This window comes from Mycobacterium mantenii (assembly GCF_001667865.1).
Taxonomy (GTDB): domain Bacteria; phylum Actinomycetota; class Actinomycetes; order Mycobacteriales; family Mycobacteriaceae; genus Mycobacterium; species Mycobacterium mantenii_A.
Genome location: NZ_LZJP01000076.1, coordinates 1 through 12,489 on the forward strand (window position 1 = coordinate 1; position 12,489 = coordinate 12,489).

At 69.6% G+C, this 12,489-nt stretch carries 10 protein-coding genes and 2 pseudogenes; 7 read left to right on the forward strand and 5 right to left on the reverse strand.

Annotated elements, in window-relative coordinates; genetic code table 11:
* Both A5688_RS11710 and A5688_RS11715 read left to right on the forward strand, forming a co-directional pair.
* Window positions 1-201, forward strand: a pseudogene (locus A5688_RS11710) (MmpS family transport accessory protein); the annotation flags it as partial.
* Window positions 201-860, forward strand: coding sequence for a DUF2561 family protein (locus A5688_RS11715; RefSeq protein WP_067833647.1), 660 nt, complete (start codon window positions 201-203; stop codon window positions 858-860). The pseudogene A5688_RS11710 and the gene A5688_RS11715, both read left to right, overlap by 1 nt.
* Window positions 861-1,171: 311 nt before the next feature.
* Here A5688_RS11715 and qcrB read toward each other — a convergent pair whose 3' ends face one another.
* The 4 genes from qcrB to ctaE are packed head-to-tail and all read right to left on the reverse strand — an operon-like array spanning window position 1,172 to window position 5,601.
* Window positions 1,172-2,872 carry a cytochrome bc1 complex cytochrome b subunit gene (qcrB, locus tag A5688_RS11720; protein ID WP_067909911.1) on the reverse strand — a complete coding sequence of 567 codons (1,701 nt, stop codon included), beginning with the start codon at window positions 2,870-2,872 and terminating at the stop codon, window positions 1,172-1,174.
* On the reverse strand, window positions 2,869-4,095 hold the full coding sequence (qcrA, locus tag A5688_RS11725; RefSeq protein WP_067833641.1) for a cytochrome bc1 complex Rieske iron-sulfur subunit: 1,227 nt from the start codon (window positions 4,093-4,095) through the stop codon (window positions 2,869-2,871). Before qcrA ends, qcrB begins: the two co-directional genes overlap by 4 nt.
* Window positions 4,092-4,949, reverse strand: a complete 858-nt coding sequence (qcrC, locus tag A5688_RS11730; protein WP_067833638.1) for a cytochrome bc1 complex diheme cytochrome c subunit — start codon at window positions 4,947-4,949, stop codon at window positions 4,092-4,094. The genes qcrA and qcrC overlap by 4 nt, the downstream gene beginning before the upstream one ends.
* Before the next feature lie 40 nt (window positions 4,950-4,989).
* Window positions 4,990-5,601 carry an aa3-type cytochrome oxidase subunit III gene (gene ctaE / locus A5688_RS11735; RefSeq protein WP_067833635.1) on the reverse strand — a complete coding sequence of 204 codons (612 nt, stop codon included), beginning with the start codon at window positions 5,599-5,601 and terminating at the stop codon, window positions 4,990-4,992.
* A gap of 138 nt (window positions 5,602-5,739) precedes the next feature.
* On the opposite strand from ctaE, the gene trpD reads away from it, so the two are divergent.
* A complete protein-coding gene (trpD, locus tag A5688_RS26875; RefSeq protein WP_431602656.1) occupies window positions 5,740-6,852 on the forward strand; it encodes an anthranilate phosphoribosyltransferase in 1,113 nt (370 codons plus the stop codon).
* Here trpD and A5688_RS11750 read toward each other — a convergent pair.
* Window positions 6,790-8,679: pseudogene (locus A5688_RS11750) on the reverse strand (DEDD exonuclease domain-containing protein); the annotation flags it as partial. The gene trpD and the pseudogene A5688_RS11750 overlap by 63 nt on opposite strands.
* Before the next feature lie 139 nt (window positions 8,680-8,818).
* Here A5688_RS11750 and A5688_RS11755 point away from each other — a divergent pair.
* From A5688_RS11755 to pimB, 4 genes are all read left to right on the forward strand, one after another.
* Window positions 8,819-9,073, forward strand: coding sequence for a hypothetical protein (locus tag A5688_RS11755; protein ID WP_207546651.1), 255 nt, complete (start codon window positions 8,819-8,821; stop codon window positions 9,071-9,073).
* Between the two features lie 180 nt (window positions 9,074-9,253).
* A complete protein-coding gene (gene ripC / locus A5688_RS11760) occupies window positions 9,254-10,414 on the forward strand; it encodes a peptidoglycan hydrolase RipC (RefSeq protein WP_067909903.1) in 1,161 nt (386 codons plus the stop codon).
* 46 nt (window positions 10,415-10,460) lie between these two features.
* Window positions 10,461-11,291 (forward strand): hypothetical protein, encoded by an 831-nt coding sequence (locus A5688_RS11765; protein WP_067909900.1) that lies wholly within the window; start codon window positions 10,461-10,463, stop codon window positions 11,289-11,291.
* Between the two features lie 64 nt (window positions 11,292-11,355).
* Window positions 11,356-12,486, forward strand: coding sequence for a GDP-mannose-dependent alpha-(1-6)-phosphatidylinositol monomannoside mannosyltransferase (gene pimB / locus A5688_RS11770; protein ID WP_067909921.1), 1,131 nt, complete (start codon window positions 11,356-11,358; stop codon window positions 12,484-12,486).
* The last annotated feature ends 3 nt before the right edge of the window (window positions 12,487-12,489 follow it).

The following is a 12,489-nucleotide window of genomic DNA, read 5'->3' on the forward strand; positions in this document are numbered from 1 at the left end:
GACGCGTCCGGCCGGCGCCGCACGCAGCACAACGTGTACATCCCCTGGTCGATGACCGTCACCCCGATCTCGCAATCCGACGTGGGCTCGGTGGAGGCATCCAGCCTGTTCCGGGTCAGCAGGCTCAATTGTTCGATCACGACCAGCGACGGAACCGTGCTCTCGTCGAACAGCAACGACTCACCGCAGACGAGCTGCTGATGGTCAGCAAGTATTCGGCGTATCGGCGCGGGGTGGGCGGCGACGACACCATCGCACCCGAAGTCATCGACCGCATCCTGATCGGGGCGTGCGCCGCCATCTATCTGGTGCTGCTGGGTGTCAGCGTGGCGGCCGCCGTTGCCCTGGCTGATCTGGGCAGGGGCTTTCACAAGGCGGCCAGCAGCCCGCACACCACCTGGGTTCTGTACGCGGTCATCATCGTGTCGGCGCTGATCATCGCGGGCGCGATCCCCATCCTGTTGCGGGCCCGCCGGATGTCGCAGTCCGAGCCGGCCGCTTCGGCGATGACCGCGCCGGCGCGCGGGCCGTCCAGGCCCTCGGTGCGGCTGGGGACCGGCGCTTCGCGCACCGGGACCGAGCGGATGCAGCAGACCACGGTGCAGACGGCGACGTCGGCGCCGGGTGCAGAGTGGTCGGGCGAGGCGGTGGACCGAGTCTGGTTGCGCGGCACCGTGATACTGACCGGCACCATGGGCGCGGCGCTGATCGCGGTCGCGACGGCGACCTATCTGATGGCGATCGGTCACGACGGCGGGTCGTGGGTCGGATATGGCTTTGCCGGTGTCATCACCGGGGCCATGCCGGTGGTGGAGTGGCTGCACATCCGCCAGCTGCGCCGCGTCATCGCCGAGCAATAGCCGCCGGCGAACAGGGCCGTCAGACGGGTCCGGCCAACAGGGGAGGGCGGCCGCCCCGCGACGCTGCCGGCCCGCATACCTCAACCGCTCACGAGCCCGCAATGCCGGATGCCTGACCGCCGTTAAGATTTCGCGGCGCTAGCGCCGACACGTAAACCACGCAGACGACACGCCGCGCTCGGTCGCCATGGTTTACGTCTCGCGGTCATGCCCGCCGGGTGCGTGCAGCGACGCAACCCGGTGCGGCGCTGGATTACCGGCTGTGCGCCGCCCGCGCAAGCGCGGCCGGCGTCGTCGCCTGACGGTGCGAGCTAGTGCTCGCCCCCCTCGCCGTTGGTCGACCCGTTCGTCGAACCGTTGAGCCCGTCCTGGTGTTCGCGCAGTGCGGTCAGGGCGCGCTGCTCGGAGCCGTGCGCCGCCTCCCGCAATGCCGCGTCCTCGGACGCCGGGTCGGCGAACAGGAAGCTACCGCTACCCGGCGATCCGGCCGAGCCCAGCTTGTTCATCTTCTTGGGCAACGGCGCACCCTGGTAGGCGAGCGGCAGCGGGTGGCCGTGGTCGTCGACCGGGCCCAGGGGCTGATGCAGTTCGATGTAGGCGCCGTGCGGCAGCCGCTTGATGATGCCGGTCTCGATGCCGTGCTCGAGCACCGCGCGGTCGCTGCGCTGCAGTCCGATGCACCACCGATAGGTGATGAAGTAGACCACCGGCGGAACGATCACCATGCCGATGCGCCCGATCCACGTCGTCGCGTTCAGCGAGATGTCGAACTTGTACGCGATGATGTCGTTCATCGCACACAGCGTCAGCAACATGTAGAACGCGATCGCCATCGCACCGATTGACGTGCGCACCGGCACGTCGCGCGGCCGCTGCAGCAGGTTGTGGTGGGCGTAGTCGCCGCTGAACCGCTTCTCCAGGAACGGGTAGACGATCAGCAGACCGAACACGCCGCCCATGATCAGCGCCACCCAGACCACCGCCGGGATGGTGTGATGCCAGAAGTAGAACTCCCACGGCGGCCAGATACGGGCCAAGCCTTCCGTCCACATCATGTAGAAGTCCGGCTGCGAGCCGGCCGAGACGTGAGATGGCTTGTAGGGGCCCAGGTTCCAGATCGGGTTGATCTGCAGCAGGCCACCCAGCAGGCCCAGCACGCCGACGATCGCGGCGAAGAACGCGCCGGACTTGACCGCGAACACCGGCATCACTCGCACGCCGACCACGTTGTGCTCGGTGCGGCCGGGGCCGGGGAACTGGGTGTGCTTCTGGAACCACACCATGGCCAGGTGCAGCCCGATCAGCGCCAGGATGATCCCGGGCAGCAGCAGGATGTGCAGGGCGTACATCCGCGGGATGATGTAACCCGCTGTGGCGCATTCGCTTCCGACGCCACCGCAGGGGAAGTCACCGCCGAACAGTGCCCAGTGCAGCCAGGTGCCGATCACCGGCATGCCCAAGGTGATCGAGGACAGCGCGGCGCGCAACCCGATGCCGGACAGCAGGTCGTCGGGCAGCGAGTAGCCGAAGTAGCCCTCGAACATGGCCAGGATCAGCAGCAGCGAACCGATGACCCAGTTGGCCTCGCGCGGTCGCCGGAAGGCGCCGGTGAAGAAGATGCGGGCCAGGTGGACCATGATCGACGCGGAGAAGATCAGCGCGGCCCAGTGGTGGACCTGGCGCACGAACAGGCCGCCGCGGACCTCGAAGGAGATGTCGAGGGTCGACGCGAAGGCCTTCGACATGTCCACGCCGCGCAGCGGCTGATAGGCGCCGTTGTAAGTGATTTCGCCCATGGACGGGTCGAAGAACAGCGTCAGGTACACGCCGGTGAGCAGCAGCACTATGAAGCTGTACATCGCGATCTCACCCAGCAGGAACGACCAGTGGGTGGGGAACACCTTGTTCAGCTGTCTGCGGACCGCAGCCGACGGGTGATAGCGCGTATCGATGTCCTCGCCCTGGCGGGCCAGGACATCGCCGATCTTCGGGGGACTCAATTTCGGACTCATGTTGTCGTCCTCTCCCAGAATGCCGGTCCGACGGGCTCGACGAAGTCACCGTTGGCGACCAGATACCCGTTGGTGTCGATGGTGATCGGCAGTTGCGCCAACGCACGCGCGGCCGGCCCGAAAATCGGCTTGGCGAAGTGCAGCGCGTCGAACTGCGACTGGTGGCAGGGGCACAAGATTCGGTAGGACTGCTCCTCGTAGAGCGAGGCGGGGCAACCCAGGTGCGAGCAGACCTTGGTGTAGGCGAAGAACTCGCCGAAGTTGAAGCTCTCCTGGCCCTGCCGCTTGACCACGCGGTTCATGTCGGTGGGCCGAACTCGGATGAGCATCACCGGGTTTCGCACACCCTGGTTGATGGCCCGCAGCTTTTCCTGCGACTCCGGGGTGGTGCCGTCGCCGTCGGACTCCCGCCACGGGAAGACGGTCTCCATGCCGCCGGCGTCGAGGTCCTCGGGGCGCATCTTGACGAACGGGGACGTGGAGGCCGAGCCGGTGGCGCGCGCCAGATAGATGGTCTCGCCGTGGTAGAGCGGGGTCCATCCGGACGTCCACAGCACGGCCTTCTTGCCGTCGGCGGTGGGCACGACCGGCTTCCACGGGTTCTTGATCAGGCCGCCGGCAAACGCGACCAGGGTGGACAGGCCGAACGCGCCCAACCCCATGCCCAGCGACAGGCCGATCAGCTTGCGTCGCCCGACGGTCGAACCCTGATACGCGTCGGCCAGGTTCGCCACCACCGTCTTGCGGTCGACGTCGCGCGAGGCGCCGTCGTGGCGGTCCTGGATCGAAATCTCTTCGGGGATAAAGCGTTTCTGGTACAGGATGACGCCGATCCCGATCGACAGGATCGCCATCCCGAAGGTCAGACCGTACAGCGGGGTGGTCAGGTCGTAGAGAATGCTGCCGCCGGCCTCCTTGGGCTTGTACTCCCACGGCCAGAACAGGAAGATCAGCAGCAGCGCCAGCCCGAAAAAGCCGCCCAGCAAAAGCCAGAGGGCGACGCCGCGTTCGGCGCGCTTCTCGGCTTTAGTGCCCTCGATCGGCCAACGAGGTTCCTTGAACACCGTTTCGACGCCGTCGAGCCTGCCGCCCAGCGCCACCAGTTCCTGCTGCGACATGGCGGCCAGGGCCGCGTCGTTGGGCTCGCGCTCGCCTGCGCCGTGCGGGTTCCCGCCGGTGTCAGAGCCGCGAACGTCTCCCTTGCCACCCACGGCGTCGCTCATGCTCGTGCCCCAATCCACAGTGCCAGCCCGATGGCGGCGACCATCCCGATGATCCAGGCGGCCATGCCCTCGGGTGCGGGCCCGAATCCGCCCAGGCCGTAGCCGCCCGGCTGGCGCTCCTCGGTGACGGCCTTGATGTAGCCGATGATGTCCTTCTTGGCCTCGAAGGACAGCTGGCGGTCGGAGAACTTCGGCATGTTCTGCGGGCCGGTTCGCATGGCCGCCAGGATCTGCTGTTCGTTGGCGGGCTCGAGGTCCGGCGCGTACTTACCCGACGACAGCGCCCCGCCCTTGCCGGTGAAGTTGTGGCACGAGGAGCAGTTCAGCCGGAACAGGTCGCCGCCGCGGCCCAGGTCCTCGCCGCGCAGCGAGCGCATCGCCAGGCTGCCGTCCGGGTTGCGCACCGTGGTGGGGCCGCCGCCGTTGGCCTGGACATAGGCGCCCAGCGCGTCGACCTGCGCCTCGTCGAAGATCGGTTCCTTGCGCGGGGCCTGGGCCTCGCCGGTCATCGCGGGCATCCGGCCGGTCGACACCTGGAAGTAGACGGCTTCCTCGCCGACACCGATCAGGCTCGGCCCGCGGTCGCGGACACCCTGCAGGTTGGCGCCGTGGCAGGACACGCACGACGTGTCGAACAGCTGCTTGCCGGTGCGCAGCAGCGCCGAGTTCGACTCGTCGGCGACGGCCACCTGGGGCCGCGGGGTCAGGATCGCGGCCAGGCCGCCGGCGATGGTCAGCGCGATCAGCAGCAGCAGGCCACCGGACAGCCGGCGACGCAGCCGCCGCCGCGAGCGGTCCCGCTGCCCTTTTGGCGATTTGACCGCACCGGATCGGGTAGATCCCAGTTTCTTCAACCCAGCACTCCTGTCCCGTCTTGTATTCGGAGCCGCCTGCTCATCGGATGAAATAGATCACGGCGAACAGCGCGATCCACACGATGTCGACGAAATGCCAGTAGTACGAGACGACGATGCTGGCCGTCGCCTGCGCCGGGGTGAACTTGCTCATCGCGGTGCGGGCCAGCAGGAAGATGAAGGCGATCAGGCCGCCGGTGACGTGCAGGCCGTGGAACCCGGTCGCCAGGTAGAACACGCTGCCGTAGGCGCTTCCGGGGATGGTCGTCCCGTGCGTTGCCAGGTGGAAGTACTCGTAGCCCTGGCCGCAAATGAAGAACAGGCCCATCAGGAAGGTCAGCACGTACCAGCGGCGCAGGCCGAACACGTCGCCACGCTCGGCGGCGAACACCCCCATCTGGCAGGTAAACGACGACGCGATCAGCACCAATGTGACCGGGACGGCCTGGTAGAGGTTTAGCTCGGTCGGTGGCGGCGGCCACTTCCCGCCCGATTGGGCGCGAGCGGTGAAGTACATCGCGAAGAGGCCAGCAAAGAACATCAGCTCGCTGGAAAGCCAAACGATGGTGCCGACGCTGACCATGTTGGGTCGGTTCAGCGAATGCACCCGCGACGTAATTGCAGTACCCGAAGTCCCGGCAGCGCTGGTCACATCCGCAAGTATGACGCTTTGTAGTTGTTGAACTCCACCCGGGGCGGCATTTGATGTCTGGCGCGTCGCGGTCGCGGGCGCGGCGGGCAGCTCGCGGCACGGTTGGGGCAGCTGTGGTCGGCGTGGGACCATCGGCGCGTGGCTTTGTCATCTGGGGCTTCGTCGTCCGGGGCTTCGTCGTCCGGGGCTTCGTCGTCTGGGGCGTCCACGACATCGTGGCCGCGGGTGCTGTCTCGCCTGACGGGTGGTCAGGACCTGACGCGCGGGCAGGCCGCCTGGGCCATGGACGAGATCATGGCCGGCGCCGCGACCCCGGCCCAGATCGCGGCCTTCGCGGTGGCGCTGCAGGTGAAGGGGCCGACGTCGGCCGAAGTCATCGAGCTGGCCGAGGTCATGCTCGACCACGCGTTGCCGATGCCGGCCGGCGCCGTCCGCGACGACACCGTCGACATCGTCGGCACCGGCGGCGACGGCGTCAACACCGTGAACCTGTCCACGATGGCCGCGATCGTGGTCGCGGCCGCGGGTGTGCCGGTGGTCAAACACGGCAACCGGGCGGCCTCGTCGTTGTCCGGCGGGGCCGACACGCTCGAGGCGCTCGGGATTCGGATCGACCTCGGGCCCGAGGAGGTCGCACGCAGCCTCGCCGAGGTCGGCATCGGGTTCTGCTTCGCGCCGTTGTTCCACCCGTCCTACCGGCACACGTCTGCGGTGCGCCGCGAGATCGGCGTGCCGACGGTGTTCAATCTGCTTGGGCCGCTTACCAATCCGGCCAGGCCGCGGGCCGGGTTGATCGGCTGCGCGTTCGAGGACCTCGCCGAGGTGATGGCGGGCGTGTTCGCCGCCCGCCGGTCCAGTGTGCTGGTGGTGCACGGTGACGACGGGCTCGACGAGTTGACGACCACCACCACCAGCACGATCTGGCGGGTGCAGGCCGGGACGGTGGACAGGCTGACGTTCGATCCGGCCGGATTCGGTTTCCCGCGAGCCGATCTCGACGACTTGTTGGGCGGCGACGCGCAGGCCAACGCGGCGGAGGTGCGTGCGGTGTTGACGGGCGGCAAGGGCCCGGTGCGCGACGCCGTCGTCCTGAATGCCGCCGGGGCGATCGTCGCCCACGCCGGTTTATCCAGTCGCGCTGAATGGTTGCCGGCGTGGGAGGACGGGTTGGCGCGCGCCTGCGCGGCCATCGATTCCGGTGCGGCCGAACACCTGCTCGCGCGATGGGTGCGGTTCGGCCAGCAGTTCTGATTCCCGCAGCGCCTGCGCCGAGAACTGTTCCGCGGCCAGTCGTGCCGAGCGCGCCGAGGCGGCCCACGCCGACCAGGCGCCCGCCGAGCGCAGCGGGGAGGCCCACCCCTCCTCCGACTCGGCCGTGACCCGAACGATGCGCACCCCGGGCGTCGTCAACCAGCGCGTGATCAGCGCGGTCTCCTCGACGAGCGCGCCGCCCAGCGGGGCCGGTGTGGGCAGAATCGCTTGTGCCCCAGCAACGATCGCATCGACGACCGGCATTGGCGGCACCCCGCGCTTGGCGCGGCCGGCCGCCGCGAGCTGGCCATGACGGACGACGGCCAGGTGATAGCCGCCCTCGCCGTCGGGCGCGGCGGCGATCAGCTCGGGCAACGCGGCCAGGGCGCGCAGCCGCTGACCGCGCCACAGCGTCTCGACCGCGGTGACGGTGCGGTCACGCAGGCGCGCGGCGCTCTCGAAGTGATGCCGCTCGGCCAGCGCGCCGACCTGGTCCACGGCCGAGGCCAGCGCGCTGTTGTCGACGCCGTCGACCAGCGCCGCGACCCGCGCCACGGCGGCGGCGTACTGGGTGGCGGTGACACCGCGCGTGGCCGGGCACGGCGACACCTCGGCCTCGGCACACAGCGGCCCGTGCAGGGCCGTGCGACCCAGCCGGTTGGTGCAGGTTCGCAGCCCGGTGAACCGGGCCAGCAGGGCGGCCGTGTCGGCGGCATCGGCGCGGGCGCGGAACGGGCCGACGGCACGGTCGTGCCGCGGCGCCCGCACCACCGCCAGCCTGGGAAACGCCTCCTCGGTCAGTGCCACCCACCACCAGCGCTGCGGGAACCTCGACCGCCGGTTGTACGGCGGGGCGTGCGCGGCCAGCAGTCGCAGCTCACGCACGCCGGCCTCCAGCGCGTGGGCGCACTCGACGTGATCGACCGCGCCGGCCAGCGCGACCATCTCCTTCATGCGGCCCCGGGGGTCGGCGCCGGTGAAGTACTGGCCGACCCGGCGCCGCAGGTCGACGGCGGTGCCGATGTAGAGCACCTCGCCCGACGGCCCGCGGAAGAGATACACCCCCGGCCGCCGCGGCAGGCCTTCGGCGAGCACCCGCTTGCGGCGCTGCGTGGGGGTGACGTCGGGGAGGTAGGCGCGCAGGTCGGCGTAGGTGTGCACGCCCTGGTTGCCTACTCGTTCGATGAGGGCGTGCAACACGTCGACGGTGGCGCGCGCATCGTCCAGGGCGCGGTGGGTGGGCTGGGTGGCGACGGCGAACAGCCGCGCCAGCGCCCCCAGCCGCACGCTGGGGGCTTCCTCACGGCTGAGCACCCGGCGGGCCAGCCGGACGGTGCACAGCACTTGCGGCCGCGGCCAACGGATTTCGCAATGCTCGGCGGCGGCTTTCAGGAAGCCGACGTCGAAGCCCGCGTTGTGGGCGACCAGCACCGCCCCGTGGTCCAAGCCGGCGAACTCCAGAAACATCGGCAGCACCGCGTCGATGGTCGGCGCGTCGCAGACCATTGCGGTGGTGATGCCGGTCAGCTGCACGATCTGGGGCGGGATGCTGCGCTGGGGATCGACCAGGGTGGCGAACTCGCCGAGTACCACGCCGCCGCGTACCTTGACCGCCCCGATTTCGGTGATGGCGTCGGGCACGGTTCCCTCGGTGCTCTTGGTGCGGCCGCCGGTGGTTTCCAGGTCGACCACGACGAAGGTGGTTTCCCGCAGGGCGAGTTCGTCGGGCGTGAACGGCGACCCCACGGGCGAACCTTCATAGGCGAAGCTCAGCTGAGTCGCACCCCGGGAAGCCACGGCGGTGACGTTAAGCGCGACGACCGACATCCGCGCAGCTCCCACGCCGGGCGCGGGGCCGGGATGCGTCGAAGGGAAACGTGTCGGTGCCCGCGGTTACCGTTCGGGCAGTCCGGCGTGATGTTCGCCCACCCAATTTGCCGGAGCCAGAGCGAGAGGACCGATCCCGATGGCACCAAGAACTGGACCCACCGACCTCGGCATGACGCCGCCGGACCCGGGGACGCCGGTGGTGATCGACTGCGACGATTGCGCGGTGCGCGGCCCCGGCTGCCGCGACTGCGTCGTCAGCGTGATACTCGGGGTCCCGGATACTTTATTGCAGGACGAGCGGGCGGCATTGGAGGTTCTTGCCGAGGTGGGCTTGGCGCCGCGACTTCGCCTCGTCCCGATTCGTCGGGATCGGGGATCTGGTGTAGCCTAATTGCCTTGTCCCACAAAGGTCCTCGGGCCACGCGAAACGATTCACATAGAAATGACAGGATTCTTTCTAATTTCTTAACCGCTCGCTTTGGACAAACGCCGATATCGTTTCGTAACCTGTTTGAGACCTAAACCAGCTCGACGACAACTTTTCGTCGATGGCCGTTTAAGGAAGCAAATCTTGAGGCTTGACTCTAGGTACCCGGTTGCGCGTGTCCTCACACGTTCGGCCATAGGGGCACTAGCTGGCTTCGCGATCTTCTCCGGCGTCATGACCGCCCCCGCGTGGGCAGACCCGGCCGAAGACGCCACGGCAAAACTTCACGAACTGTCCCGCCAGGCCGAGCAGACCACCGAGGCGATGCACAGCGCCCAGCTCGATCTGAACGACAAGCTGGCCGCGCAGCGCGCCGCGGACAAGAAACACAACGACGACCAGGCCGCGGTCGATGCGGCCAAGGCGCATCTGGCGTCGTTTCAGGACTCGGTCAACAAGCTGGCCGCGGCGACCTACATGGGTGGCCGCGTCGACGGCATGGAGGCCATCCTGACCGCCGGCTCACCGCAGGGCCTGATCGACAAGCTGGCCGTGCAGCGGGTGATGGCCACGCAGATGGCCAGCCAGATGAAGAGCTACCGGATCGCCGGGGACCAGGCCGCCAAGGCCGAGCGGGAGTCCGCCAAGTCCGCCGCCGACGCCAAGAGCGCCGCCGAGCAGGCGGCCGCTGTCCGGGCGAGCCTGCAGTCCAAGCAGAGCCAGCTGCAGGTGCAGATCGCGGTCGTCAAGTCGCAATACCTCTCGTTGACCGCCGATCAGCGCACCGCGCTGGCCAATCCGGCACCCGCGGCCGCGCCGGGCCCCGGGGCCCCGGCACCGGACGCGGCGCCCCCGGGCGCGGTTCCCGGGCAGGCGCCGGGCGAGGTTCCGCCCCCCGGTGGATTGCCCGGCATGCCCGGCATGCTGCCCCCGGGCGGCGTGGGCGGCGTGGGCGGCGGTGACCGCGCGACCGTCGTGCAGGCGGCGTTGACCCAGGTCGGTTCGTCCTATGTGTGGGGCGGCGCCTCACCCGGGGCGTTCGATTGCTCCGGGTTGGTGATGTGGGCGTTCCAGCAGGCCGGCATCTCGCTGCCGCACTCCAGCCAGGCGCAGGCCCAGGGCGGTCAGCCGGTGGCGCTGTCGGACCTGCAGCCCGGCGACGTGGTGACCTTCTACAACGACGCGTCGCACAGCGGCATCTACGTCGGCGACGGCATGGTGATCCATTCCTCCACCTACGGCGTGCCGGTGCGTGTGGTGCCCATGGGCGCGGCAGGCCCGATCCACGACGCCCGCCGTTACTAGAGACCCTCGACCGCGGCGCCGGCGGCTCCCCGTCCTGCTGGCCTGGGTGTTCGTCGTCGAGCTGCTGGTGGCCGCCGCGGTGCCGTTCGACGCCGCGCGGGAAAGCCGGATCCGGCCCGCCCAACTGGTCACGCCCGCCCGCAGCCAGATCAGCGCGTCGACGAAGTCGATCACCGTCGGCGGCCGCACCGTCCGGCTGCTGGGCCTCGGCGGTCCGGCCAGTGACCGGTTGCTGTCCCGGGTGGCGTCGGGCATGGGCGCGGCGATCGCCGCGGTGGAGTCGTTCTGGGGCGTCGACTGGACCCGCGAGATCTCGGTGGTCGCGGCGGGTACCGACGAGGAGTTTCGCGCGGCCGCCGGCGGGGGACCGGCGTCCCAGTGGGCCGATATCGCGGCCGTGACGGTCGTCGACCATGTTGATCCCGTTCGCCGGGTCGCTGTCGGCCAGCGGATTGTGTTCGCACCGGGCGCGGCCAACATGAGCGCCGCATCATTGCCAATCGTGTTGGCCCACGAGCTTTTTCACTACGCCGCGCGCGCCGACACCGTCGCGGATGCACCGCGCTGGCTCAGCGAGGGGGTCGCCGATTTCGTGGGCCGCCCACCGGCGCGGGTGCCCGCCGACGCGTTGCTCCCCATGACGCTGCCCACCGACAGCGACCTGGACGTGCCGGGGGAGCAGCGCTCGTTGGCCTATGACCGCGCCTGGTGGTTCGCGCGGTTCGTGGCCGACGACTACGGACCGCCGAAACTGCGCGACCTGTACCTGGCCACCTGCGGCATCAGGCACGCCGACATGGCCACCGCCAGCCAGGACGTGCTGGGCACCAGCCCGGCGGGCCTGCTCACGCGCTGGCATCAGTGGCTGACCCACTAGGGCCGGGTCGCCGCGCTCCGACCGTGTGCACGGTCTGCACGGTCGCCAGGCTAGCCTGACGCAGGTGAGTCGGGTCCTGCTGGTAACCAACGACTTTCCGCCCCGGCCGGGCGGCATCCAGTCGTACCTCGGTGAGTTCGTCGGCCGGCTCGTCGACGCCGGGTCGCATTCGGTGACGGTGTACGCGCCGCAGTGGAAGGGCGCCGACGCCTACGACGAGGCCGCCTGCTACCGGGTGGTGCGCCACCCGGGCACGCTGATGCTGCCCGGACCCGCGGTCGACACCCGGATGCGGCGGCTGATCGGCGAGTTCGGCATCGACGCCGTCTGGTTCGGCGCGGCCGCCCCGCTGGCGCTGCTGGCCCAGCGCGCCCGCGGGGCCGGGGCGACCCGGGTGGTGGCCAGCACGCACGGCCACGAGGTCGGCTGGTCGATGCTTCCGGTCGCGCGCTCGGTGCTGCGCCGCATCGGCGACGACACCGACGTCGTCACGTTCGTCAGCCGCTATACCCGGTCCCGGTTCGCGCCGGCCTTCGGCCCCAAGGCCTCGCTGGAATACCTGCCGTCCGGGGTGGACACCGACCGGTTCCGGCCCGATCCGGCGGCCCGGGCCGAACTGCGTCACCGCTACGGGCTGGGAGAGCGGCCCACCGTGGTGTGCGTGTCCCGGCTGGTGCCGCGCAAAGGGCAGGACATGCTCATCAAGGCGTTCCCGTCGATCCGGCGACGGGTCCCCGGCGCCGCCCTGGTCATTGTCGGCGGTGGCCCCTACGCGGACCCGCTGCGCGCACTGGCCCGCGACTGCGGGGTGGCCGACGACGTGACGTTCACCGGCGGGGTACCGGCCGCCGAGTTGCCCACGCACCACGCGCTGGCCGACGTGTTCGCGATGCCGTGCCGCACCCGCGGCGCCGGGCTGGATGTCGAAGGACTGGGCATCGTATTCCTCGAGGCGTCGGCGACCGGCGTGCCGGTCATCGCCGGAAATTCCGGCGGAGCTCCAGAAACGGTGCAGCACAACAAGACCGGACTGGTGGTGGATGGCCGCGAGGTGGACCAGATCGCCGACGCCATCACCGAATTGCTGACCGATCGCGACCGGGCCGCGGCGATGGGCGCGGCCGGGCGCGACTGGGTGACGGCCCAGTGGCGCTGGGACACCCTGGCGCAACGGTTGGGGACGCTGCTCGGCTGAGCG

Coding starts and splice junctions, on each gene's coding strand:
- A5688_RS11715 (WP_067833647.1), top strand. CDS start 201: ATGGTCAGCAAGTATTCGGCGTATCGGCGCGGGGTGGGCGGCGACGAC.
- qcrB (WP_067909911.1), bottom strand. CDS start 2,872: ATGAGTCCGAAATTGAGTCCCCCGAAGATCGGCGATGTCCTGGCCCGC.
- qcrA (WP_067833641.1), bottom strand. CDS start 4,095: ATGAGCGACGCCGTGGGTGGCAAGGGAGACGTTCGCGGCTCTGACACC.
- A5688_RS11755 (WP_207546651.1), top strand. CDS start 8,819: ATGGCACCAAGAACTGGACCCACCGACCTCGGCATGACGCCGCCGGAC.